Source organism: Lacticaseibacillus daqingensis (assembly GCF_003946115.1).
In the GTDB taxonomy this organism is placed as follows: Bacteria; Bacillota; Bacilli; order Lactobacillales; family Lactobacillaceae; genus Lacticaseibacillus; species Lacticaseibacillus daqingensis.
Window position 1 is genome coordinate 1 of the sequence record NZ_RHOH01000012.1, and the last position, 19,249, is coordinate 19,249.

23 protein-coding genes are annotated in these 19,249 nt (G+C 52.8%); 21 read left to right on the forward strand and 2 right to left on the reverse strand.

All coding sequences use genetic code 11. The features are described from left to right. Positions 1 to 720, forward strand: a 720-nt coding sequence (locus EKM88_RS13355) for a VaFE repeat-containing surface-anchored protein (RefSeq protein WP_164512091.1), incomplete at its 5' end; no start/stop codon positions are given. 3 nt (positions 721 to 723) lie between these two features. Further along, positions 724 to 1,488, forward strand: a complete 765-nt coding sequence (locus EKM88_RS11210; protein ID WP_125706233.1) for a sortase domain-containing protein — start codon at positions 724 to 726, stop codon at positions 1,486 to 1,488. Between the two features lie 141 nt (positions 1,489 to 1,629). Here EKM88_RS11210 and EKM88_RS11215 read toward each other — a convergent pair whose 3' ends face one another. Together EKM88_RS11215 and EKM88_RS11220 are read right to left on the reverse strand one after the other, a co-directional pair. Beyond that, on the reverse strand, positions 1,630 to 1,929 hold the full coding sequence (locus EKM88_RS11215; protein ID WP_056989271.1) for a type II toxin-antitoxin system YafQ family toxin: 300 nt from the start codon (positions 1,927 to 1,929) through the stop codon (positions 1,630 to 1,632). Continuing rightward, positions 1,922 to 2,191: a type II toxin-antitoxin system RelB/DinJ family antitoxin gene (locus EKM88_RS11220; protein WP_056989272.1), complete on the reverse strand. Its 270-nt coding sequence runs from the start codon at positions 2,189 to 2,191 to the stop codon at positions 1,922 to 1,924. Before EKM88_RS11220 ends, EKM88_RS11215 begins: the two co-directional genes overlap by 8 nt. Before the next feature lie 447 nt (positions 2,192 to 2,638). On the opposite strand from EKM88_RS11220, the gene EKM88_RS11225 reads away from it, so the two are divergent. The 19 genes from EKM88_RS11225 (at position 2,639) to EKM88_RS11315 (ending at position 19,161) form a co-directional block, all read left to right on the forward strand. Continuing rightward, positions 2,639 to 2,866, forward strand: coding sequence for a type II toxin-antitoxin system RelB/DinJ family antitoxin (locus EKM88_RS11225; protein ID WP_225418476.1), 228 nt, complete (start codon positions 2,639 to 2,641; stop codon positions 2,864 to 2,866). Positions 2,867 to 3,116: 250 nt separating this feature from the next. Further along, on the forward strand, positions 3,117 to 3,440 hold the full coding sequence (locus EKM88_RS11230) for a hypothetical protein (RefSeq protein WP_125706235.1): 324 nt from the start codon (positions 3,117 to 3,119) through the stop codon (positions 3,438 to 3,440). Next, a complete protein-coding gene (locus EKM88_RS11235) occupies positions 3,440 to 3,670 on the forward strand; it encodes a hypothetical protein (protein ID WP_125706237.1) in 231 nt (76 codons plus the stop codon). The genes EKM88_RS11230 and EKM88_RS11235 overlap by 1 nt, the downstream gene beginning before the upstream one ends. A 14-nt stretch (positions 3,671 to 3,684) precedes the next feature. Beyond that, positions 3,685 to 3,888 carry a hypothetical protein gene (locus EKM88_RS11240; protein ID WP_054663302.1) on the forward strand — a complete coding sequence of 68 codons (204 nt, stop codon included), beginning with the start codon at positions 3,685 to 3,687 and terminating at the stop codon, positions 3,886 to 3,888. Next, complete coding sequence (locus EKM88_RS11245) at positions 3,881 to 4,099, forward strand: hypothetical protein (RefSeq protein WP_056989273.1); 219 nt, start codon at positions 3,881 to 3,883, stop codon at positions 4,097 to 4,099. Before EKM88_RS11240 ends, EKM88_RS11245 begins: the two co-directional genes overlap by 8 nt. Before the next feature lie 24 nt (positions 4,100 to 4,123). Continuing rightward, a complete protein-coding gene (locus tag EKM88_RS11250) occupies positions 4,124 to 5,428 on the forward strand; it encodes a hypothetical protein (RefSeq protein WP_125706239.1) in 1,305 nt (434 codons plus the stop codon). Positions 5,429 to 5,433: 5 nt separating this feature from the next. After that, positions 5,434 to 6,936, forward strand: a complete 1,503-nt coding sequence (locus EKM88_RS11255) for an immunoglobulin-like domain-containing protein (protein WP_125706241.1) — start codon at positions 5,434 to 5,436, stop codon at positions 6,934 to 6,936. Between the two features lie 2 nt (positions 6,937 to 6,938). Next, positions 6,939 to 7,436, forward strand: a complete 498-nt coding sequence (locus EKM88_RS11260; RefSeq protein WP_054663317.1) for a single-stranded DNA-binding protein — start codon at positions 6,939 to 6,941, stop codon at positions 7,434 to 7,436. Between the two features lie 11 nt (positions 7,437 to 7,447). After that, positions 7,448 to 7,705: a hypothetical protein gene (locus EKM88_RS11265; RefSeq protein ID WP_054663320.1), complete on the forward strand. Its 258-nt coding sequence runs from the start codon at positions 7,448 to 7,450 to the stop codon at positions 7,703 to 7,705. Continuing rightward, positions 7,705 to 8,793, forward strand: coding sequence for an ArdC-like ssDNA-binding domain-containing protein (locus EKM88_RS11270; RefSeq protein WP_054663324.1), 1,089 nt, complete (start codon positions 7,705 to 7,707; stop codon positions 8,791 to 8,793). Before EKM88_RS11265 ends, EKM88_RS11270 begins: the two co-directional genes overlap by 1 nt. 11 nt (positions 8,794 to 8,804) lie before the next feature. Then, positions 8,805 to 9,389 (forward strand): hypothetical protein, encoded by a 585-nt coding sequence (locus EKM88_RS11275; RefSeq protein ID WP_056989276.1) that lies wholly within the window; start codon positions 8,805 to 8,807, stop codon positions 9,387 to 9,389. Between the two features lie 9 nt (positions 9,390 to 9,398). Continuing rightward, complete coding sequence (locus EKM88_RS11280; protein WP_056989277.1) at positions 9,399 to 11,927, forward strand: VirD4-like conjugal transfer protein, CD1115 family; 2,529 nt, start codon at positions 9,399 to 9,401, stop codon at positions 11,925 to 11,927. Further along, positions 11,920 to 13,812 carry a pLS20_p028 family conjugation system transmembrane protein gene (locus EKM88_RS11285; RefSeq protein WP_125706243.1) on the forward strand — a complete coding sequence of 631 codons (1,893 nt, stop codon included), beginning with the start codon at positions 11,920 to 11,922 and terminating at the stop codon, positions 13,810 to 13,812. Before EKM88_RS11280 ends, EKM88_RS11285 begins: the two co-directional genes overlap by 8 nt. 6 nt (positions 13,813 to 13,818) lie before the next feature. Then, positions 13,819 to 14,148: a hypothetical protein gene (locus EKM88_RS11290; RefSeq protein WP_125706245.1), complete on the forward strand. Its 330-nt coding sequence runs from the start codon at positions 13,819 to 13,821 to the stop codon at positions 14,146 to 14,148. Continuing rightward, a complete protein-coding gene (locus EKM88_RS11295) occupies positions 14,138 to 14,728 on the forward strand; it encodes a hypothetical protein (RefSeq protein WP_054663338.1) in 591 nt (196 codons plus the stop codon). Before EKM88_RS11290 ends, EKM88_RS11295 begins: the two co-directional genes overlap by 11 nt. Then, positions 14,715 to 16,622, forward strand: a complete 1,908-nt coding sequence (locus EKM88_RS11300) for a VirB4 family type IV secretion system protein (protein ID WP_125706247.1) — start codon at positions 14,715 to 14,717, stop codon at positions 16,620 to 16,622. The genes EKM88_RS11295 and EKM88_RS11300 overlap by 14 nt, the downstream gene beginning before the upstream one ends. A gap of 2 nt (positions 16,623 to 16,624) precedes the next feature. After that, entirely contained in the window at positions 16,625 to 17,695 is a 1,071-nt protein-coding gene (locus tag EKM88_RS11305; protein WP_125706249.1) for a C40 family peptidase, read from the forward strand. A gap of 14 nt (positions 17,696 to 17,709) precedes the next feature. Then, entirely contained in the window at positions 17,710 to 18,330 is a 621-nt protein-coding gene (locus EKM88_RS11310; protein ID WP_125706251.1) for a hypothetical protein, read from the forward strand. A gap of 15 nt (positions 18,331 to 18,345) precedes the next feature. Further along, positions 18,346 to 19,161, forward strand: coding sequence for an ABC transporter ATP-binding protein (locus EKM88_RS11315; RefSeq protein WP_125706254.1), 816 nt, complete (start codon positions 18,346 to 18,348; stop codon positions 19,159 to 19,161). Positions 19,162 to 19,249 lie beyond the last annotated feature (88 nt).

The following is a 19,249-nucleotide window of genomic DNA, read 5'->3' on the forward strand; positions in this document are numbered from 1 at the left end:
GGCTACCTGCACTATACCGACGGCTCTTTCGTTAAGAACGCCGATGGTTCAAAAGTTTCCAAGACCGTGACCTTCAAAGCCGAAAAGGCTGACGGCACGATTGACGTTGAATTTGTCGTTGACGGCCGCGCCTTGGCTGGCAAGGACGTTGTGGCCTTTGAGTACCTCTACCACAACAACAAGTTGATTGCTTCGCACGAAGACATCAACGACAAAGACCAAACCGTTCACTTCCCGAAGATTGAGCTGCACACGACGGCGACCTCTAACGGCAAGAAGACGGTGACTGCTAGCCAGAACATGACCATTAACGACGTTGTTGAGTTTAATGACCTCGTGGTTGGTAAGACTTACACCGTTAAGGGCTACCTGATGGACAAGGCCACTGGCAAGCCGGTTCTGATCAACAGCAAGAAAGTCACTGCTGAAAAGACCTTCAAGGCAACCGCTAAGGACATGAAGGTGACTATGACCTTTACGTTCGATGGCAGCTCCCTGGGCGGCCATGACGTGGTTGCTTTTGAAGACCTTTACCACGATGGCAAGCTGATTGCTAGCCACGCTGACATCAACGACGCGGGCCAAACGGTTCACATCGCACCAGCACCTAAGCTGACCCAGACTGACGACTCCCTGAACGGTGCACTGCTGGCCTTGGGTGTGGTTGCTCTGATCAGTGCTGCGGGTATTGCCTTCTACCTGCTGCGTAAGCGGGCCTAGTCAATGCACAAGCGGCGCTGGCTGGTTGGCTTTCTACTGCTGATTTTGGTGGTCGGTATCGGCCTCATTGCGTGGCAGCCGCTGCACGAAGTCAACAAGGGACGCCGTGCAAGCACTGAGGGCAAACAGCTCATCAAGGCACTAAAGAAGGGCCAGTCGGTAGAAATTAAGACAACGCCCCAGAGAACACACATACGGGCCGACACAGCGCTTTCAATTCCATCCGTTGGGATTGACCTGGCAGTCTACAAAACGACCGCAGGGCTTGCGTATGGCGCATATGCGGAGCTTTCAGGGGTAAAGGCGGACACCGCGCCAGGCGATAACAACTATGTCCTAGCCGGGCACTCTAGTTATCTTCACGGTGTGTTGTTCGCAAATCTCTTCCAGCTGACCACCAGCCGGGGCTATGAGCGTCGGGCTGGGGCTGCTTGCCGGCCATCGGACTATCAGGGCGGGAAAGGGGCAGGCGGCCTGATTCAGGTGTATACGAAGCTAGGCACCTATACGTATCAAGCTGACGTCGCTTATACTGTCAACGGAGATGACGCGTCGATTCTGAGTGATCCACAAGCAGGGTCGGCAAAGCAGATTCACCTTTTCACTTGTCCTCGCACCGGGCACAAACACCCGCCATTTCGATACGTTGTCCAAGGTCACTTAATCAAGGTAACGCCAACTAAACTTGGCCTCCAAAAGCACCTTGATACGTCTCTAACGGCATCTGATCCAACCGCGTATCGCGTGGGCACGTTGACAAGCGATTAAGTACCACTACCGCCACCGGGATAGCGTTAGCGCCTGCTGACGCTGCCAGGGTTCGACTCTCTGGGGCGGTCTTGCACCAAGATTTTTGAGGAGGTAGTCACTGATGGAAAAATCACAAAAAAGAGCCCCTTTCAGGGCTTTTCACTTACCGTATAGTTCGTCATGGGAGCCTGTTCGCAGCATAGTCGCGGTCAGGTTATCCTGATCGAGCCTGTACATCAATAGCCAATTCCCACGGGCGCCTTTGACCACGTGTAGTTCGCGGTTTCCTTGCAGATTTCCTGATAACGCATGGTCGGCATATCGGGTCGCCAACGATTCCTTGTTGACACCCTCTAAAATGAGGGCAACCACCTGCTTGAGTTCTTTCATTGGATAATGTTTCTTGCCGAGTCGCTTAACATCGCGGTCGAATGCGTTAGTTGTCTTTAGGCTAAACACCGAGCTTCCTCCACATGTCTTCGGCGCTAGCATATTGGTTAAGCCGCTCCGGGTGGTCGGCATCGTCTAGTGCTTCGAGTGTGTCTGCTGGCAGCGCCGTTGGCATGAACGGAAGTTGCCGGTCTTTAACCATCTGGGTTAGCGTCAGTCTAACTACCGTACTGAGGTCAATTCCCATGTCTTCTGCTACCGCGGTCGCCTTCGCCTTCAACTGTGGGTCTAGCCGAATATTGAGCCGTGCCTCTGGTTTTTTGGTGTCCATCAAATCCCCTCCTTGTTGAGACCATTGTAACACCTTTGGCGCACAAGGGGAACCGTTCGGAACACAAGAACTGATCAAGGGTTGACTATCAACTAGCAAATTGTACGGTAACTGGTAATCTGAACTACGGAATCTTGTTGATTCTGCTGTCATCTGTGGGACTATCGACGTCATCGCGGCGAGCTAAGGTTCGACTCCTTAGGATGACCTTGGTAGGCAGCAGCCCCGTTGCCTACCATGCACCAACGATTTTTCATTCTATTCCCTTTTGTGCTCCTACCTCTCCCCCAGAGAACAAAGTAGGAGTGCGTTGCTGCCACCGGCTTACCCATGCCTGGAGTAAGGCCAGGGTTCAACCCCTGGGGCAGTATATGTTGCCAATCGGCTGTTAAAAAAACGCCGATAGTATAAAATGCTGTATATGATAAACGAGAGTAGGGTGAGAACGTGAAACTGCAAGATGAGACTGCTAGAGTCTTTGCACGTGTTGATGTAGCCACTAAAGCAGCCGCAGAAGAAGCCTTATCAGAAATGGGATTCTCAGTGAGCGCCGCCATCACAATCTTTCTGCGTCAAGTTGCACGGGACAAGAAGTTCCCCTTCACGCCAGATACCGGCTACCTGGCTGAGATTGGTTTAGACAACAAAGGCAGGAAGAAGAAGCAGAAGAAGTAAGACTACCAAGGCCCTCAATCGAGGGCCTTTGCTGTACCCGGAAAACTAAGGTTCGACTCCTTAGTACAGCTTAGGCAAAGTCTGGCTTGACGCTGGCTTTGCCTAATCCCCCAAAAGTTCATTTCTCTACCCGGCCCCTTCAACCAGAAGGGGCTTTTTGCTGTCACCGGTGTTTCTATTCAGGGTTCGACCCCCTGGGGCAGCGTCGGCCCGATGGGCCGCAGTCTTTTGATGGAAAGGAGGAACGCACATGGAGAAAGGAGTGTATGTTGATGAACGCTTTTTGGCGCGTGAGATTGGCACCAGCGGTAAGGACAAAGAGGGAAATGAAATTCTGTTTGTACGTGTGAAGAAGAGCTTCTTCAGCGCGAACCCGGAAGCGAAGCAGTTGATGGTACCGGGTATTCTGCTCGCGATTGGGCACGTAGCCCCGCAAATTGCACGACCGGCTGGATCCTACCAAAAGCTCGGCTACCTAGCAGCGCTTGAGGTACACCGCATCAGTAAAGCGCCAGATGGGGACTGGCTGATTGAAGGCTACCGAGACACGCATTATCGAAGGGAGTTTGTGTAATGGCTAAAGTCTTGAAATTAGATCCAAGCACGGCATCTGTCGTTGATCGCGGGGCTAATTGGATCAGAGTAACAATTTATAACTCTGGCTTCGGGCAGCATATCGAAGCGGGTTATCACGCTGTGCTGAAGACCGGTTGGTGGGCGGATCCCGAACTGCTGGATCTGGGCGAGGTGCAAGAAACACGCCCTGTTAGCCGCCGCAAGGTTGAACTACTGATTGTGAACTAGAAAGGATTGAGAACATGGCAAATCGTGCTGAACAGAACCAAAACAAACGCCTTGCTACCGCTATTTTGGCAGCCAAGGGAATCAAGATGGAAGACTGGCTCAACGACAAGTATCAGGAAATTATCACGGAGAACACATCGCTATTGATTAAGTCGATGACGGCGCAGAAGAGCCAGCCTACGCGGGAACTAACTCAGGAGGATCGTGAAAATGGATAAAATCTTGCAGGCATTACAATTCTTTGTGACGGCAATCGGGACAGTCTCAGGTGCATACGCAGCCGTGAAATTAGGATTATACGGGCTCGCTCACATGACGAAGAATCGCCAAAAAATTGAAGAGGCCAGAGATGGTATGACTAACACCGCAATTGGGTTATTCATTGCCTTGTCGGCTACCGCCATCGTGACTTGGCTGAAAACCATTTAATCACGCTGAAGGAGGTGAGTAGCGATGTATGTGTTGCTGAAGCGCAGCCGATTTGCCTGGCCTTTCTTTTCCAAGCTCTCGAAGACCCGCCGTTACTCACTGCACGAGGCGGAGAAGACCATCCGGGAGACAAATCGCGCTTGTCTGGATAGCCACAAAAAGCTGGTTGTCGTGATTAGCATTCATGATCAGGCGAGCGACGAGTTGCTTTTCCGTGACGCGCTAGAGCTGGGAACGGATGCACCGTATCTGGGGAACCTGTTGGCACTGGTTCAGCATACCTTCAAAGAAGTGCTAGATAATGTCTCCTCGGAGGACGCGCGACGATTCATTGCGACGCTTCAGACAGCTTTGGTTGCGGAGACAGCTCCGGGGCCAGTGCCAGAATCCGATCGAGAGCCTGGTGCATCGTCAGAAGAGAAGCCTGAATCGGCCCACAAACAGTCCCCTCAATCAGAGGCGGGTAGTTCTGAAGGCGCACCAGGGCAGCGTGAAACTGCCCACGCATCGCCGGAGGCTGAACCTGATGCTACGGTGGAGGAAGATTCCAAAGCCGAACCAGAGCCAGTAGAAGAACCGCCTCGCCGTGAACCCGGGCACCCTGAACCGAAGGTAGAACGGAAACGGCGCACCAGACGCGGCCTAGCGCAAGGTGGCATCATTCGTAAGCACAAACGGCTGTTGATTGGACTGGCGGCTGCGCTATTGGCGCTGCTGTGTGTGTTTGGGTCGTACCGGTTCTTTTTCTCATCCAAGGCGGCGCCACAACCCAGTTACCAATCGCTGGTGCGTGGCGAGAAGTATATCCAAGCAGCTCAGGTGTACCCGGAAAAGCGCAGCAATATTGAAGCCGTGGTGGTCACTGATGGGACGACGGCACAATTAGCGAAGTTTCAGGCGAAGTACCCCAGCGCAAACGGTAAGTTTGACCTAGCCTACGCACAGCAAAAGTACCTGGTAGTGATCACTGCTAGCCAGGAAGCAGCGATGACCAGGGTTCGTAAGTCTAAGTTGGCCGTGGCCTATATAAAGACCAAACAGTATGAGCAGGCGGAGATTCTTAACCAGGATCTGAATGACCAGGACTTGCAAAGTCTGATTGCGATAGGCTACATCCAGACTGGAAAGTTCGATCAAGCGAAGCAAATCAATGCTGAGTTGAAGAACAAGACCATAGACCAGGCCATCCAAACCGGGGAAACCTACCAAAAGGCGGTTGAGCACTATCAATCTATTGCAAATGATAAAACCAAGAGTGCTGCTGAAAGAGCGCAGGCAAAAGCTAGCGCTGCTTCATTTCAACATCAACTCGAAACTTTAGGAGAGTGACAAGAATGGCACAGGAACCAGAACAAGAGAAGAAGGGTAGCCGCAAGATTCTTGCGGCTGTTTTAATTTCAGCCGCCGTGCTTGGTGGTGGTGGCTACGGTATCTATCAGGCGGTGGCGGGGCCAGCGCAGCAGACCGAAAAGACAGCGAAGCCTGCAACAAAGAAGAAGCAGGATACCGTGAAGTCAGTGATCAAGGAGGCCGCTGGCAGCGACTCGCAAAGCAACAAGGACGATAGCGCCAAGTCTGTTATCCAGGACGCGTTCCCGACACTCTTGGAGAACGATGAGGGCAATGGCGTGGCCGGAGTCCTGCTCGACAATGGCGTGCAGAAGCTAGCAGACAACCTCAACTCTGATCAGACCAAGGGCCTTGTGGCACTGGCAACGGATGCCACCAAGCCAACACCAGAACCGATTGAGCCAGCAACACCGGAGGTGCTTCCTGGTGGAGACAGCGGCACGTCTGGCAATCAGCCTGGGACACTTCCTGGTGATGGCGGACAGACCGGCGGGGGCACTGATGGTGGAGGCTCAGATTCTGGTGTAACCACACCTGACCAGGCACCATCCATCAGCGCACCGGCGACGATGACGGTGCACAAGGGTCAGGAATCAGTCAATTTCCGGCTCGGCGTGACGGCAAGTGACCCAGAAGATGGCGATCTGACAAACGCGATTGGCTATACAACCACGCTTGATAAGAACACGCCAGGCACCTATACCGTTACCTACTCAGTAACGGATAGCGAGGGGCACACCGTATCAGTGGCGCGTGAGATTACAGTAATCAACGACAAGCCTTCTATCGTGTTTCTGAATGACAATCCGGTTGAGGTGGGTACAACCTTCGACGCCTTGAAAGACGTTCACGCTGCCGACTTCCAAGACGGCGATGTGACGGGCAAGGTTACTGCTGAAGGTAAGGTTGATACAACGACTCCTGGTCAGTATGAACTGACCTATTTTGTTACCGATAGTGACGGGCAGACGGTCACCAAGCAACGCACAGTCACGGTTTACGCTGACAAGCCAGTCATTGACACTACCGACCAGAACACGAGCATCGCAATCAACACTAACTTCGATGCCCTTCAGGGTGTCAAAGCAACCAGCAAGTATGGCGAATCTGACCTCAAGGTAGACGGAAGCGTCGATACCAGCAAGCCTGGCGAAAATAAGCTGACCTACACGGCGACCGATAAGTTCGGGCAGACGACGACCAAGACTGTGACGATTAACGTCACGGCCGACAAGCCGAGCTTGGATGTTGCTAAGGTGCAAACGACGCTCAAGGTCGGTGATCAGTTTGATGCCCTGGTTAACGTAACCACAACCAGCCCTTACGGTGAGGCAAGGGTTACCGTTGATGGTTCCGTTGATACGGCTGTGGCAGGTGACTACAAGTTGACCTACACAGCGACTGACAAGTTTGGACAGACCACAACTAAAGAAGTCACGGTTACTGTGGCAGCTGATGACAGCGCGGATGTAACCGAGGAGGAATAGCAATGACTAAGATGATGAATGACATGACCGTTATGGGTCGTGTAATGCCGGAGACGCGAAGTAATGATAGCAACGGCCGTACCTACGTGAACGGGTACCTCTCCAATGAACGCAGTTTTGACACTGGGCGTAGCGAGACGAACAAAGTTCCATTCACCCTTTCTGGTGAGGCGGCCACCCGCTTCCTTGACGAAGTAGAGCCAGGTGCCGTGATTGTGGTTAATGGCTATTTCCAAAGCAGTGAGTTCAAGCGCGATGATGGCAGCCAGGCGGTTTCCTACCGCCTAAGGGGCTATGACTTCTACCGGGTCTACCAGCCAGGCGAGGTCGCTAAGCCGCTGCAGCAGGCCATCCAGCCGGAATTTGAACGCGCACCTGAGGCTCCGGCCCAGCCAGCACCACAGCCGCAGCCTAAGCCCGTAGCGCCGCAACCAGAACCGTCAGCGGCCCCAACTCAGCAACCGACGCCACAAGCACAGTCGCCGTACCAGGGTTGGTAGAGGAGGCTGCTATGAATAACGATTTAATCATGTTGGTTTCGGTAGATGGGCAGAAGGTGGTTGGTGAGGATGTTGCCACCGGTGAGCCTTTGACGATTACTGTGACGCCAGAGCGGGCCGAAGTCTTAAAGGCGATCATGGCCGAAGCGGGCACCGAGGAGGGCATTGATTACCGGGAGGTTGGCCGCGAGGTGCAATCCGATTCGGTAGAACCAGAAAGCCCCGCCTACCTGACGAGAGAAGGCTTTATGACGGAGGTGGTCGAGTAATGGCCGCTAAACGGGCATATACGCCAAAGACCCCGGAACAGATCAAAGCAGAAGTTGCCAAAGTCGTAAAAGACGCCTTGCCGAAGATCAAGTTGCAGTCAAGTAGCCCGGAAGAGCGCAAGGCGTTTTTGGATTTCATGGCCACCGGGTATCACTATTCACCTCGAAACGTGGCGCTGATTCGATCCCAGTTTCAACAGGCCGGGCTGGTCGGTTCCTTCAAGTTCTGGAAGGATAAAGGTTTTTCAGTGCAGAAGGGCGAACACGCGCTCAAAATTCTGGTGCCGCACGACTTGAAGCTCTACCGCGATCCTAGTTCCAAGCAGTATTTGAGCTTTACGAAGCTAAGCAAAGAATTACAGGCGCGGGTGAAGACTGACCCTGATGCACTCAAGACCATAACGAGCCGGTTTTACAACCTGGGGAACGTCTTTGATGTGTTGCAGACCAACGCACAGCCAGAAGATTACCCTGACCTGTACCCGAACCGGCCATTTGATCTTGATAATCCGAACCCCGAAGGGACCAAGAAGGCGGTCGAAACACTCAAAGTGGTCGCCATGCAGGAAGGAATCCGGGTGACTAGTCCCGAGACGACGGAGTTTCCGTCCTACCAGTTAGGGGCTGCCAAAGGGGCAACAATCAACGTCGATGGCAAAGCCAAAGAGATTGTGATGAAGAACAATCTCGGTGATCCCGAATATGCGGCCACTTTAATCCACGAGCTGGCTCACGCAAAGATGCACAATGCAGATCATGCGGGAGCATCAAAGTTCTGGGCGTTAAAGGATACCAAGTCAAATAAGTACCGCGACATTATGGAGTTCCAGGCCGAAATGACCAGCTATGTTGTGAGCAAGTCGCTGGGCATTGACACAAGTGAAGAAGCGATGCCCTACATTGCCTCCTGGACAGAGAACCTAAAGACGATAGAAGGGAACGAGGAGCAGCAGCAAGCCGCCATCATGGGCGACGTGCAGCGCGTTTCAAAAGACTTGATTGAGTCCATCCAGGATGGGCTGGCACCGCAGCAGGCCAAGGACGCAGGCAAGCAAATTGCTAAGCCGAAGCAATTAGCACGAAGTTAGGAGTTGAGGACATGAAGGCAGTCAAAACAATCGCGGCACTATCGAATGAGGCGTTCCAGCGGCGCTTAAACGACAGCATTCTTGATCTGGAGCGCGCTGGAATGCCGGTCGTTGGGATTCAGACCAACCAGGGGGTGTGGATTAAGCAAGGCACCATCCTGTTTGAGGACAATTTGTCTGAAGAGCAGCGACAGCTGCGGTATGAGATGACCCACAGCAAGCTAGCCACTTGGTTCAACCTAGTCGTTGATCTCCTGCTTCTAGGCGCAACAAGTTGGCTTGCACTGAAGCTGTTGGTCACTCCGCAGATCCAAGTCGCTGTACTAATCATCTTTGGGTTGTTGGCTGCTGGCATGACCCTAATTGAGTTGCTCAATGCGGCACTGGGCCTCTCCATGCGAGGGCTTGGGGCCTTCACGCTAGCGGTGGTGGTGGCTTACAAACTGCTGGTTGGCTATGTGCTTTCTACTGTTCCCGCCGCCTGGTCACTGGTTCTTGCGGTCACTTGTGTCTCCGCAGTAGCCATCGGCGGAAAGCCAATATTTGACAGAATCCAGCTCTGGTGGCAGCACGTCGCGGTCGATCGAAGGGGGTGAAACGACGAAATGAATATTGACTATAAACAATGGAAAAGCCTTTTGTCGCGGCGTGATGTAATCACCGGTACAGGGGCTTTTCTGCTTCTAATCTCATGGTGTCTGGGGTGCTTGGCAAGCCACTTGCTTGAGTACCTATTTAGTAGTTTTCAAGCCACTCTGGCAAGTTTCAACCAGGGTAAAACGATCACAAGCGCGTCAGGAATCGGCGCCGTGTTTGCACCGTTGAATTGGTTCCTACCGTCAACAAGCGGTCTATTCTGGCTCGTTACGGTTGTTGTGCTGTTTGTGTGGCTGGTGAAGGTGCCAAAGCTGCTTTACCAAATGCGTATTGCCTACCGTGATCTTAACCTTGGCTCAATGGGCACCGCTGCCTTTACACCGTTATCTGATCTTGTGGAGCAGAGTGTGGCGGTACCGCTCGACGGCTCCATCTATGATGGGTACTCCGGCGTGCCGCAAGTGCACGTGACGCCGGAGGCTGCCGAAAAACTCAACCTGCATGTCACCTCTTCCCGTGGCCCTCGCCAGAAGAAAGCGTTCGATGCGGTTGTTGCTAGACGAGAGAAGAGGCAAGGGCGACGCACAATCGGGCCCGTCCCGAAGAACGGATATGACCTGATTGACACGAACAAGACTAACGCTGCCGTTGTCGCGGGTACCCAGTCAGGTAAGACCCAGACCTTTACATACCCGGTGCTGGACTTGATTATGCGCGCAGCAAAGCAAGATTCGGTCATTGTCACCGACCTGAAAGGCGATATGGTCAAGAATACGAAGGCTGCCTTTGAGCAGCACGGCTATGATGTTCGCGTGTTCAACCTGGTTACGCCCGAGTATTCCATTGGCTACAATCCGTTGGCGCTGATTTGGGAAGCCTACGACAAGGGTGATTATGATGAGGCTCAGCTTCTGTGTAATACGCTGAGCTATTCCCTGTTTCACAATCCTAATGCTAAGGATCCAATGTGGGAGGAGGCATCTATCGCGCTCACCAACGCATTGATCCTGGCAGTGTGCAGAGTCTGCAAGATCAAGAACACACCGGAGCGCGTCACGATGTACACCGTGTCAGTCATGCTAAACGAGTTAGGGTCAAACCCTGACGAGAACGGCGACACGAAGATGGATATGTTCTTCAGCCAGCTGGAAGTCAATGACCCCGCAAAGCTGCAATACGGGACGATCACCTTTTCGCAAGGTATCACACGGGCCGGGATTTACACCGGAACCATGGCCAAGCTCAAAAACTATACGTTTAGTGCAATCGGCAAGTTGACCGCGACCAATGATCTTCATCTCGCGGATATTGCCAACGGCAACAAGCCGGTCGCGTTGTTCATTGTCTATCCTGACTATGACGATTCCAACTACTCACTGATTTCAACGCTGATCAGCCAGATTTCCTACGTCTTGTCAAAGGCTGCCACGCTGTCTGAGACGTCTAGTTTGAAGCGGCGCGTCAAGTTTGTCCTAGAAGAAGTGGCTAATATCCCGACGATAGAAGGGCTGAGCCGCTATATGAACGTTGGCCTGCAACGTGGTCTCATTTACTACCTGGTCTTCCAATCTATCGCGCAGCTCAAGGATAAGTACGGTGATCGCGGTGCCGAGGCGCTGTTGTCGGCGTGCGGGAATAAGTACGACATCCTGGCCGATGGGAAAGAAGACGCAGAATACTTCTCGCGGTTGCTTGGTAAAAAGACCATTATCGTACCTAATCGGGCTGGCGATCCCATGAGCATGGATAAGTCATACAGCGAGTCTGAACAGGCTCGCGATTTGATGACCCCTGAGGAGCTGAGCCAGCTCAAAGAAGGGGAGTGGGTGTTGATCCGTGGGAAGCAGCGGCGGGCCCTTGATGGTACGCAGATTAGCGCAAAGCCAATCTACGCCAATCAGGCTGACCAGGATCACATGCTCTTTCAGTATCAGTACCTGAAGGATTTTGATCACCCGCAGACCTTTGAAGAACTCAACGGTGACAAGCTGGCATCACATGCGGGCACCAAACTCGATGGGTTGACCATCTCGCAGAATGAATTTGCAGAGACCGCAACCACGACTTTAGACCAAGCGGAGCGCTTAAAGAACGAGCCAGATCAGTTTGAGGTGCACAGCAGCGACAACGTTCATTCGTCCTATCAGAAAGACAGCAGTGGGAACGTCACAGTCACTGAGAGTCGTACCGAGGCTGCTAAAGCAGCGGCTGAGACACGTCAGAAGGAAAAGGAAGATCCTGTTGCTGATCTCCACGAGGACGACAAGCCGCTGACACAGAACGTTAGCGACTTCGTGAGTGAGGATAGCAGATTTATCGAAGTGGCCTTGACAGAGGCCCAATTAAAAATGGTTCATGACCAGACTGAGCAGTGGCTCGACAGCGATGAGAATGCGGCGTTCTGGCGTGGCAATACCATGAGCCAGGCACAGGCGTATCTGGCTGGCCACCGCGAGGATAAGCCTGAGTTGTATAAGGCGCTGCGGATGATGTTCAAGTTGGCGCAGTTTGAGAAGAAGGAGGGAGCTCATGGGTGATCAACAAATCATTCAGATTCTACGGGCATACAGTGACTATTTGCATGTCTCCAACATGGTCAGTGACGGCCTGCGGTACATTGGCAATGTGATCATTCTGGGACTCGCCACTTTGACAAATGTAGTTAGCAGCAGTTTTCGCCAAATGTACAAGCTGCTCAACTTCTGGGAGTACAGCGGGGTCAAGAATTTTCTTAAAACCTACAATGCAGCAATCTGGGCGCTCGCCGCGGTGGCAATCGCCTGGGCAGGCCTCATGTTCATTCACAATAAGCGCGTTGACTACCAAGAAAAAGGCAACAATTTTCTGGTTGCGGTTCTCCTGTTCTTTGGAACGACCTTTTTTATGACTCAGGCCACAGGGCTAGTCAACAGCGGGATTGCTGGAAACTCCGTTGACTCGCCGGTGGTGGTATCACTGTACAAAAGCTACATTACCGATGTGTACTCACTGGACAAGGCGGGGTGGAAGCATTCCGGTACGACAGCGACGTTGCCTAGCGTTGCGAAGCGTAACGCCATTAGTGATATGGGCGATGTGAAGCTCCTAAACATCAACGAAAAGGTTGATACCGGGCACTGGTACGGCGGTTCTCAGGTCAGCTCTGACGGGAACAGCATCCTGACTCACCAGGTCTCGAAGAACTCAGATGGAACCTGGGAGCTGCACAACATGACCGGCATGTTTAAGCTCGATGATCATTACTACCGCTACTCCTGGTCGCCGTGGTACTTATTCTTCAGCATTATCTGCGTGCTGCTGGTGACCATCATTACTATTTTCAAAGTCGTCAAGATTGAGATGGAGATAGGCTTCATTGGCTTACTCACTCAAGGAATCGCCCTGACTGACATAGACTCTGGCAAGCGCAATCGGCAGTTAATCACGAAGCTGCGTGACAGTTTCGTCGTACTGTTCCTGCTAGACGTCCTAATTCAGTTCTACGGACTGTTTCTGGGGTATATCAATCAAGCGGGTCTAACGCCGGGAACCAAGATTTTAGCCATGATTGGGGCCGCGCTGTTCATTATCGACGGGCCGAACATCATTCAGGCAATCTTTGGCATCGACGCGGGCGTTGCGTCGATGGCACAGACCATGACCAACGTGATGTTCGCGAGTCGTGGCCTGGGTACGTTGGGACGCGGTGCTGGGCATCTTGCTAAAGGTGTCGCCAAGACGGCTGGAAACGTCGCCAAGGGCGGTTTGGTGGCCGGTGCCGGTCTTGCTGGCGCGGGTATGGGGCTGCTATCCAAGCCTAATCTACCGGCCTCACCACTTGCGGCTGCACCTGGTACCGGCAAAGCGTCGGGGCCAGAAGTGACCGGTGAAGCACCTGGAATGCCTGCGGGCGACACAGAGAGCGCGCCTAATCTTTCAGAAGGCGGGGGAGCACCTGGCACTCAACCCGCAGCTGTTCCGAATGGAAAGCAGTTAGGAGCAGTACCGTTCCACCCGCCGTTGGCCAACGGTAAGAGGATTTCGACTAAGACGGGGCTGCCGACAGGGATTGCGCAGCAACGCCTACAAGCGCAAAAGAGTGGTGCTGGCAAGGCCCCCGCTTTACCGGAGAGTAGCACTAAACACCAGGTGCCAAAAGTGATCGCTTCTTCGATGCCTGGCGTGACTGGGGCTCAAGCGCGAGGCGCGATGGCGGCCTTGCAGCGTGATCAACCGCAAGCTGCGACGCAGCAAACGCTTGGCCAGCGTGCTCAAGCAAAGCTGATGACGTCGCCAACGGTGCAAACCATGCACCGGGTCTATCGACAAGGCGAAAACCAAGGCGCGCTGATCCGTGAAGCGAACCAAGAGGTCAAACGTCACCCAGTTGGTCATGCGTTGGATGACGCACCGCACCAGCCAAATATGGAAGAAAGGGAGTAAATGTGTATGTACCATCAAGTTCAGTTCTCAAAGAAGATCAACATTAAGAACCAGTACAGCAGCCACCTCACAATTACCGACTTCTTCGTGATTCTTGCTGCGGCTGGGGTTCCATGGCTGGCCTTCTCGCATCTCTTTCCTGCGGTGCTTCAGCTACTTCCGGCGGTGTTAGGGGCGGGAATCTCGTATATCCTAGTTTCGCCGTCAGGGATTCCAGAGAAGAAAACCTACCAGGTCATCTGGCAGGTATTGCGTAAGCCGCGCCGGGTCTACCACAGTATTGATAACCCGCGGTGGCGTCTACTATTTAGAGAGGGGGAGAAACATGGCCTTTGATGCTGTATCTGTTCGCAAGCAAAAGCAAGACAAACAGTCAGCTGCGATTGCAGATAAAAAGACGAAGGTGACGGCGATATTCCCCGTTACCGGTATTACGGAGAAAGGGTATCTCACCCTACACGCCGGTATTTCAGACTATTATGCGGAGGTGTTCAAGCCTAAGAAATATGACCTAGATCGCGTGACGCTTGAAGAGGCTGATCAGATTGAGGCCGGATCCTGGGAGTTTATGCGCCAATATTCTGCTTCGGTGAAAGAGGTCTTCCTCAACTTCCCGGAATCCAACAAGACTCAGCAGCATTACTTTCGGCATCTGATCGAGACCACTCGCGACCCGTTCCGTTTGGAGATGCTGCAAAGAGAATTGCTCAACATGCAGTATCTTGAGAGTCACTATCGCAAGCTCTCAAGCTGGATCTGGGTATTTGGAGACACTGTGCCAGAGCTTGAGCGACACATTGAATCAGCCTTGCAGTACAGCAGCATCTACGGTTTTGAACCGACAACCACGGTAGAGAAGCAGACCATGCTGCACTTAATGAATAATCCGGGGGTGATTGCACATGAAGAAGAATAAAGGACTGGATGACTCGTTTGTTTACCGCATTCAGCCGCAAGGGGGCATAGACACCCGCAATGAATACTACACGCGTCTAGGAAACGTCTACCTGGCCTGCGTACACGTGTATGAAATCCCCGACACGTTCACTGACTTTTGGCTGAAGGAGATTACCAGCATTGCCGGGGTTACCATCACGGTGGACTATTTCACCAATCAAAACCTCAACTACAAGAAGCGCATTGAGGGTTCAGTAACTGAGCTTGAGGTGCAGCGCTCCCATGCCAATACGACAACGGAACGCGACTTGATTGACCAGGAGCTAGACCCATTGCGTGACCTGAGCATTGCGCTCAACAAGCAAGGTGAGGTGATCAAGCAGGTGCATATTAGGGTCTACGTCTACGCTAGCAGTCTTGAAGAATTGAATACCAAGGTCAACCGAGTGATCGGGCGACTCGACAGCAGCGCCTATCAGGGCGCTGTTTTTTTGGACGAGAATGCGGACGAGTACCAGTCGATGTTTCTGCCGATGACGGCGCAGCGTCAGCTCCCCAGTCGCCGCGAAGGGCTCCCATTGAGCGGCCAGGTAATGGGGTTAGGGTTTGCCCACAACCAAACTAGCCTGGACGATCCGTATGGGTCGTACTTTGGCTATACGCCTACTGGCGGCACCGTGTACTGGGATATGTTCCGAGTCAGCCAGCAGCGGACGTACTACAACACGTTCCTGAGTGGCGACTTGGGCTCAGGCAAATCGACGTCGATCAAAAAGATGCTTTGGGAGCGGGCAATCCGCGGGGATATGGTGCGTGTCTTTGACCGCTCTGGTGAGTTTGCCGACCTGGTTCACCGCTTCCGAGGCACCGTAATCAATTTGGATGGGAGCCAAGGCCGGATTAACATGTTCCAAGTTTATCCTACCGCGGTTGATGAAAAGACCGCTGACGTGGACGTGACGGCTTCCTACCGGGCCCATATTGGTAACCTCTCGATTAAGTACCGGTTGGTTGATAGCGACGCTGACGCACGGACGGCAAGTGTATTTGGCACGCTTTGCGATCAATACTACAAGTCTAACGGCTATTTGGATAAAGGGGCCAAGCCAATTACTAGTTTAGCCAGCGAGGACTATCCGACGTTGAGCGATATTGTCGCCTACATTGAGGAACGTCGCCGTGATGAACCGGATGACCAAATGTCTAAGTATTACAACACGATTCTATTGACGCTTCGCCGCCTGGCGACGATGTATGGCCAGCTCTTTGATGGGTATTCGTCACTGCCACCGCTTCAAGATGTGCAGTTGGTCTCGTATCAGCTTGATACGATTGATCAGATGGAAGAAGGAATCCAAGACCTGGCCATCTACAACGCCATCATGGACTCCTACAACAACTGCATGGCCGTGGGGCGTCGCGAGAAGAAAGCCTATGACCATCGCGAAAAGTCACTGGAGGATGTTCAGCACTGGCTGATTATTGTCGATGAATGTCACACGATTTTGAACACTGATAAAGCCTTCGCGGCCGATTTCTTCGTCAAGCTGATGTCTGAAGACCGCAAGATGTTTGGCGCAATCGTACTAGCGACGCAGCGCCTGGAGCGCATGTTCCCGAACGGCAGCAATGTCTCTGATCGGGATATGGTCAAGGCGGTCAACTCCCTCAATCAGATCTATTCTCTATGCCAATACAAGGTGCTTTTGAAGCACGACGTTTCCACCATTCAAACGGCAAAGAACCCTGGGATTCTACGCCGTCTGTTCGGCGGCATTATGACTGAGCAAGACTTTGCGACCATTCCCAACTTTGACAAAGGAGAGTGTTATCTACTGACGGGGCCGAGCAAGCTGCACATGCAGTTCCAGGTCACAGATGATGAACTGCGGGTCTTTGCAGGGGGTGCTTGATTATGGAGCAATCCACAGCAATGCGCCGCATTTGGGTCGGATGGCGCTGGCGTAAATGGCTAGTGCCACTTGGCCTGGGTGCGGCGGTTTTTCTCCTGGGGCTGTCGCTGATGATTGGCATTCTCGCCAGTGTCGATGCGTATATGGGTCGAGAGGCTGAAGACGTGGCCGCCGATGCTGGAAGTGGCGGCTTGCTGACCAACATGGCATTCGACGCAGCGGTATTTCACGCCGCCTGGGATAAGGGGTTCGGGCATGGCGTACTGGCTAACCAAGAGCAGTACACCATCGCTGCGGCGCAAAAAGCAGGCGTCAATCCGGCGCTATTTGCCGCCATCATGGCTAACGAGTCTGGCTGGGGCACCAGCCGTGCGATCCGCGTAGACAACAATCCCAGTGGTCAGATGAGTGGCAACCAGGTGATTCACTTTAGCAGCATTGAGGCGGGCATCGACGGCACAGCGGCCACGCTTCATAACCTGGTCGTCGTGCGTGGGCTGAGCACTCTGACGGCTCTGCAACAAGCTTATGCCCCAGTCGGGGCGGGCAACGATCCAGGCAATCTGAACTCTGGTTGGTTGTCCGCTGTGACCTCAATCATTAAGAAATTCATGACCCCAGCGGATGCGGATGCGTTGATCACTGGCAAGGGAGCAAGCAATGCTAACGTCAAGATTATGGGAGACAAGATGAGCTACTTTGATCAAGCCTACGCCGCAGCAAGCGCGCAACTTGGCAAGCCTTATGTCTTTGGCGCGAATGTTTCTGGCGCAAGGCCTGCTGGCTTTGATTGCAGTGGTTTAGTGCAATGGGCGATGCGCCAAGCCGGCGTCTGGCTACCTAGAACTGCACAGGATCAGTACAACGCGACCACACGGATCACTAAGAGTGAGGTGAAGGCTGGGGATTTAATCTTCTTTGAGCACACGTATTCCGGCCCCCGGATCACGCATGTCGGGATTGTGCTGTCGAGTACGCAAATGATCAACGCTGCGGGACAAGACGTCAATATTGCCACCTACACGTCGTCGTATTGGCAGGCACACTTTGCTGGTTTTGGCAGAGTCAAATAAGGAGGAGTTTGGAAATGGCAAATGGGAAACTCGTATTTGGTCTGGCAACCTGGGCGGTTCTGGCCACCGGCGCGGCCGGGGTTGGATGGTATCAGCTTCATCAGGAGGCAGCAAAGCCACGTACTAATGTTGTGGTGAATAAGGGCTCTGGCAAGACAACAACCACGACGTCAGTGCCTCAGGATTCCGGCGCCTCACAAGCTGAAAAGGCTGATGCAAAAGAGCTAGCTTCATTGAAGTCCAGCAACGACACAATTACTAAACGTGCGAAGGCTTTCGTGACGTTGCACACGCAATTCTATGAGAATGCGCGTAAGCACCACGACGATATTGAGGCCATCTCAACGAAGAAGATTGCCGACGACCTCGTGGTCGTTCCGACCGGCGGCATGGCCGCTGACAACTTCCGTTGGAGCACGACCTGGTACAACCGAGACGTGCAGATTCAGCCGGAAAACGGCAATGAACGCCAGGCAACTGTCCGGGTGGTATTCGATTTGAGCGGAGCCGGGAACACGAATCCACAGAAGCAGGACATCCTCTATCGCCTCACTTTTAAGGACGAGAAAATTACCGAGTGGAGTGAGTATGTTTACGCAGAAATGGAGCCTGGCGTGTCTATGAACCAACAGTAGAAGGGAGGAGAAGTGTTGAGTGCTTTTAGTTCAACAATCACGATGAGGCCACAGAATCGGGCCGAGAAAAAGTTCATCTATCTCCTCGCAGGAATCATCGTCGTTGTCGCCACTGCCTTTGCAGTGGCTTTTTTATTTCCCAAAAGCAGCACAGCAAGTGGCGTAAAACCAGATCAGTCTTTTACCCAAGGCGACAACCAATTCACTTTCGCTGGGGCGTCACGCTACGCCAACAAAACGACGTATCAGTTGAACCTCTATGTGAAGGATAACCAGATTGATCCGCTGCAACCAATCACCGCAAACGTGCGCACTCGTAGTGCTGGTAATGGCGAAAAGCTACCAGCAAAACTGGTTCAGGTAAGCGAAGATTTCTACGCCTTGGTCGTGAAGAATGTACCTGATAAGCAGACGAGTCTGTACGTTGCCATTGGCACAAACAAGCAACTGAACGGCGGCCTTTCCATGTCATCTTCTCAGCCAATCAGTATCCAAAAGGTGACTCTTTCTGATCATAGTTCGACACCATCGAGTCGCGCATTGGAGCAGGAATACTTCACCTACATGGTTCATTTCTACGGCAAGCGCATCACTACCTACCGTCAGAAAGTGAAGGACGCTGACGCCAATATCGCAACGCTCAAGGCTACTTTGAAGAAGCAGAAAGCGTCGCTTTCCGTTCAAACCGGATCGCAAAAGGCCGCAACAAAACAGAAGATTTCGGACACCGAAACCTCGCTAAAGACGCAGAAAACCGAACGGGCATCTGCACAAAAATCAATTAAATCTGCACGCATTGCGCGCGAAAAGTACCAGAAGCAGTTGGAATAGCATGAAAATCCCCGTGGGTTTTTCATGGGTTATCGTGGGCCTTGCTGAAAATGCGTGGGCATAGGCCCTTGAATCGTGGGTTTAGGTG

Coding starts and splice junctions, on each gene's coding strand:
- EKM88_RS11210 (WP_125706233.1), top strand. CDS start 724: ATGCACAAGCGGCGCTGGCTGGTTGGCTTTCTACTGCTGATTTTGGTG.
- EKM88_RS11220 (WP_056989272.1), bottom strand. CDS start 2,191: ATGGACACCAAAAAACCAGAGGCACGGCTCAATATTCGGCTAGACCCA.
- EKM88_RS11230 (WP_125706235.1), top strand. CDS start 3,117: ATGGAGAAAGGAGTGTATGTTGATGAACGCTTTTTGGCGCGTGAGATT.
- EKM88_RS11235 (WP_125706237.1), top strand. CDS start 3,440: ATGGCTAAAGTCTTGAAATTAGATCCAAGCACGGCATCTGTCGTTGAT.
- EKM88_RS11240 (WP_054663302.1), top strand. CDS start 3,685: ATGGCAAATCGTGCTGAACAGAACCAAAACAAACGCCTTGCTACCGCT.
- EKM88_RS11245 (WP_056989273.1), top strand. CDS start 3,881: ATGGATAAAATCTTGCAGGCATTACAATTCTTTGTGACGGCAATCGGG.
- EKM88_RS11250 (WP_125706239.1), top strand. CDS start 4,124: ATGTATGTGTTGCTGAAGCGCAGCCGATTTGCCTGGCCTTTCTTTTCC.
- EKM88_RS11255 (WP_125706241.1), top strand. CDS start 5,434: ATGGCACAGGAACCAGAACAAGAGAAGAAGGGTAGCCGCAAGATTCTT.
- EKM88_RS11260 (WP_054663317.1), top strand. CDS start 6,939: ATGACTAAGATGATGAATGACATGACCGTTATGGGTCGTGTAATGCCG.
- EKM88_RS11265 (WP_054663320.1), top strand. CDS start 7,448: ATGAATAACGATTTAATCATGTTGGTTTCGGTAGATGGGCAGAAGGTG.
- EKM88_RS11270 (WP_054663324.1), top strand. CDS start 7,705: ATGGCCGCTAAACGGGCATATACGCCAAAGACCCCGGAACAGATCAAA.
- EKM88_RS11275 (WP_056989276.1), top strand. CDS start 8,805: ATGAAGGCAGTCAAAACAATCGCGGCACTATCGAATGAGGCGTTCCAG.
- EKM88_RS11280 (WP_056989277.1), top strand. CDS start 9,399: ATGAATATTGACTATAAACAATGGAAAAGCCTTTTGTCGCGGCGTGAT.
- EKM88_RS11285 (WP_125706243.1), top strand. CDS start 11,920: ATGGGTGATCAACAAATCATTCAGATTCTACGGGCATACAGTGACTAT.
- EKM88_RS11290 (WP_125706245.1), top strand. CDS start 13,819: ATGTACCATCAAGTTCAGTTCTCAAAGAAGATCAACATTAAGAACCAG.
- EKM88_RS11295 (WP_054663338.1), top strand. CDS start 14,138: ATGGCCTTTGATGCTGTATCTGTTCGCAAGCAAAAGCAAGACAAACAG.
- EKM88_RS11300 (WP_125706247.1), top strand. CDS start 14,715: ATGAAGAAGAATAAAGGACTGGATGACTCGTTTGTTTACCGCATTCAG.
- EKM88_RS11305 (WP_125706249.1), top strand. CDS start 16,625: ATGGAGCAATCCACAGCAATGCGCCGCATTTGGGTCGGATGGCGCTGG.
- EKM88_RS11310 (WP_125706251.1), top strand. CDS start 17,710: ATGGCAAATGGGAAACTCGTATTTGGTCTGGCAACCTGGGCGGTTCTG.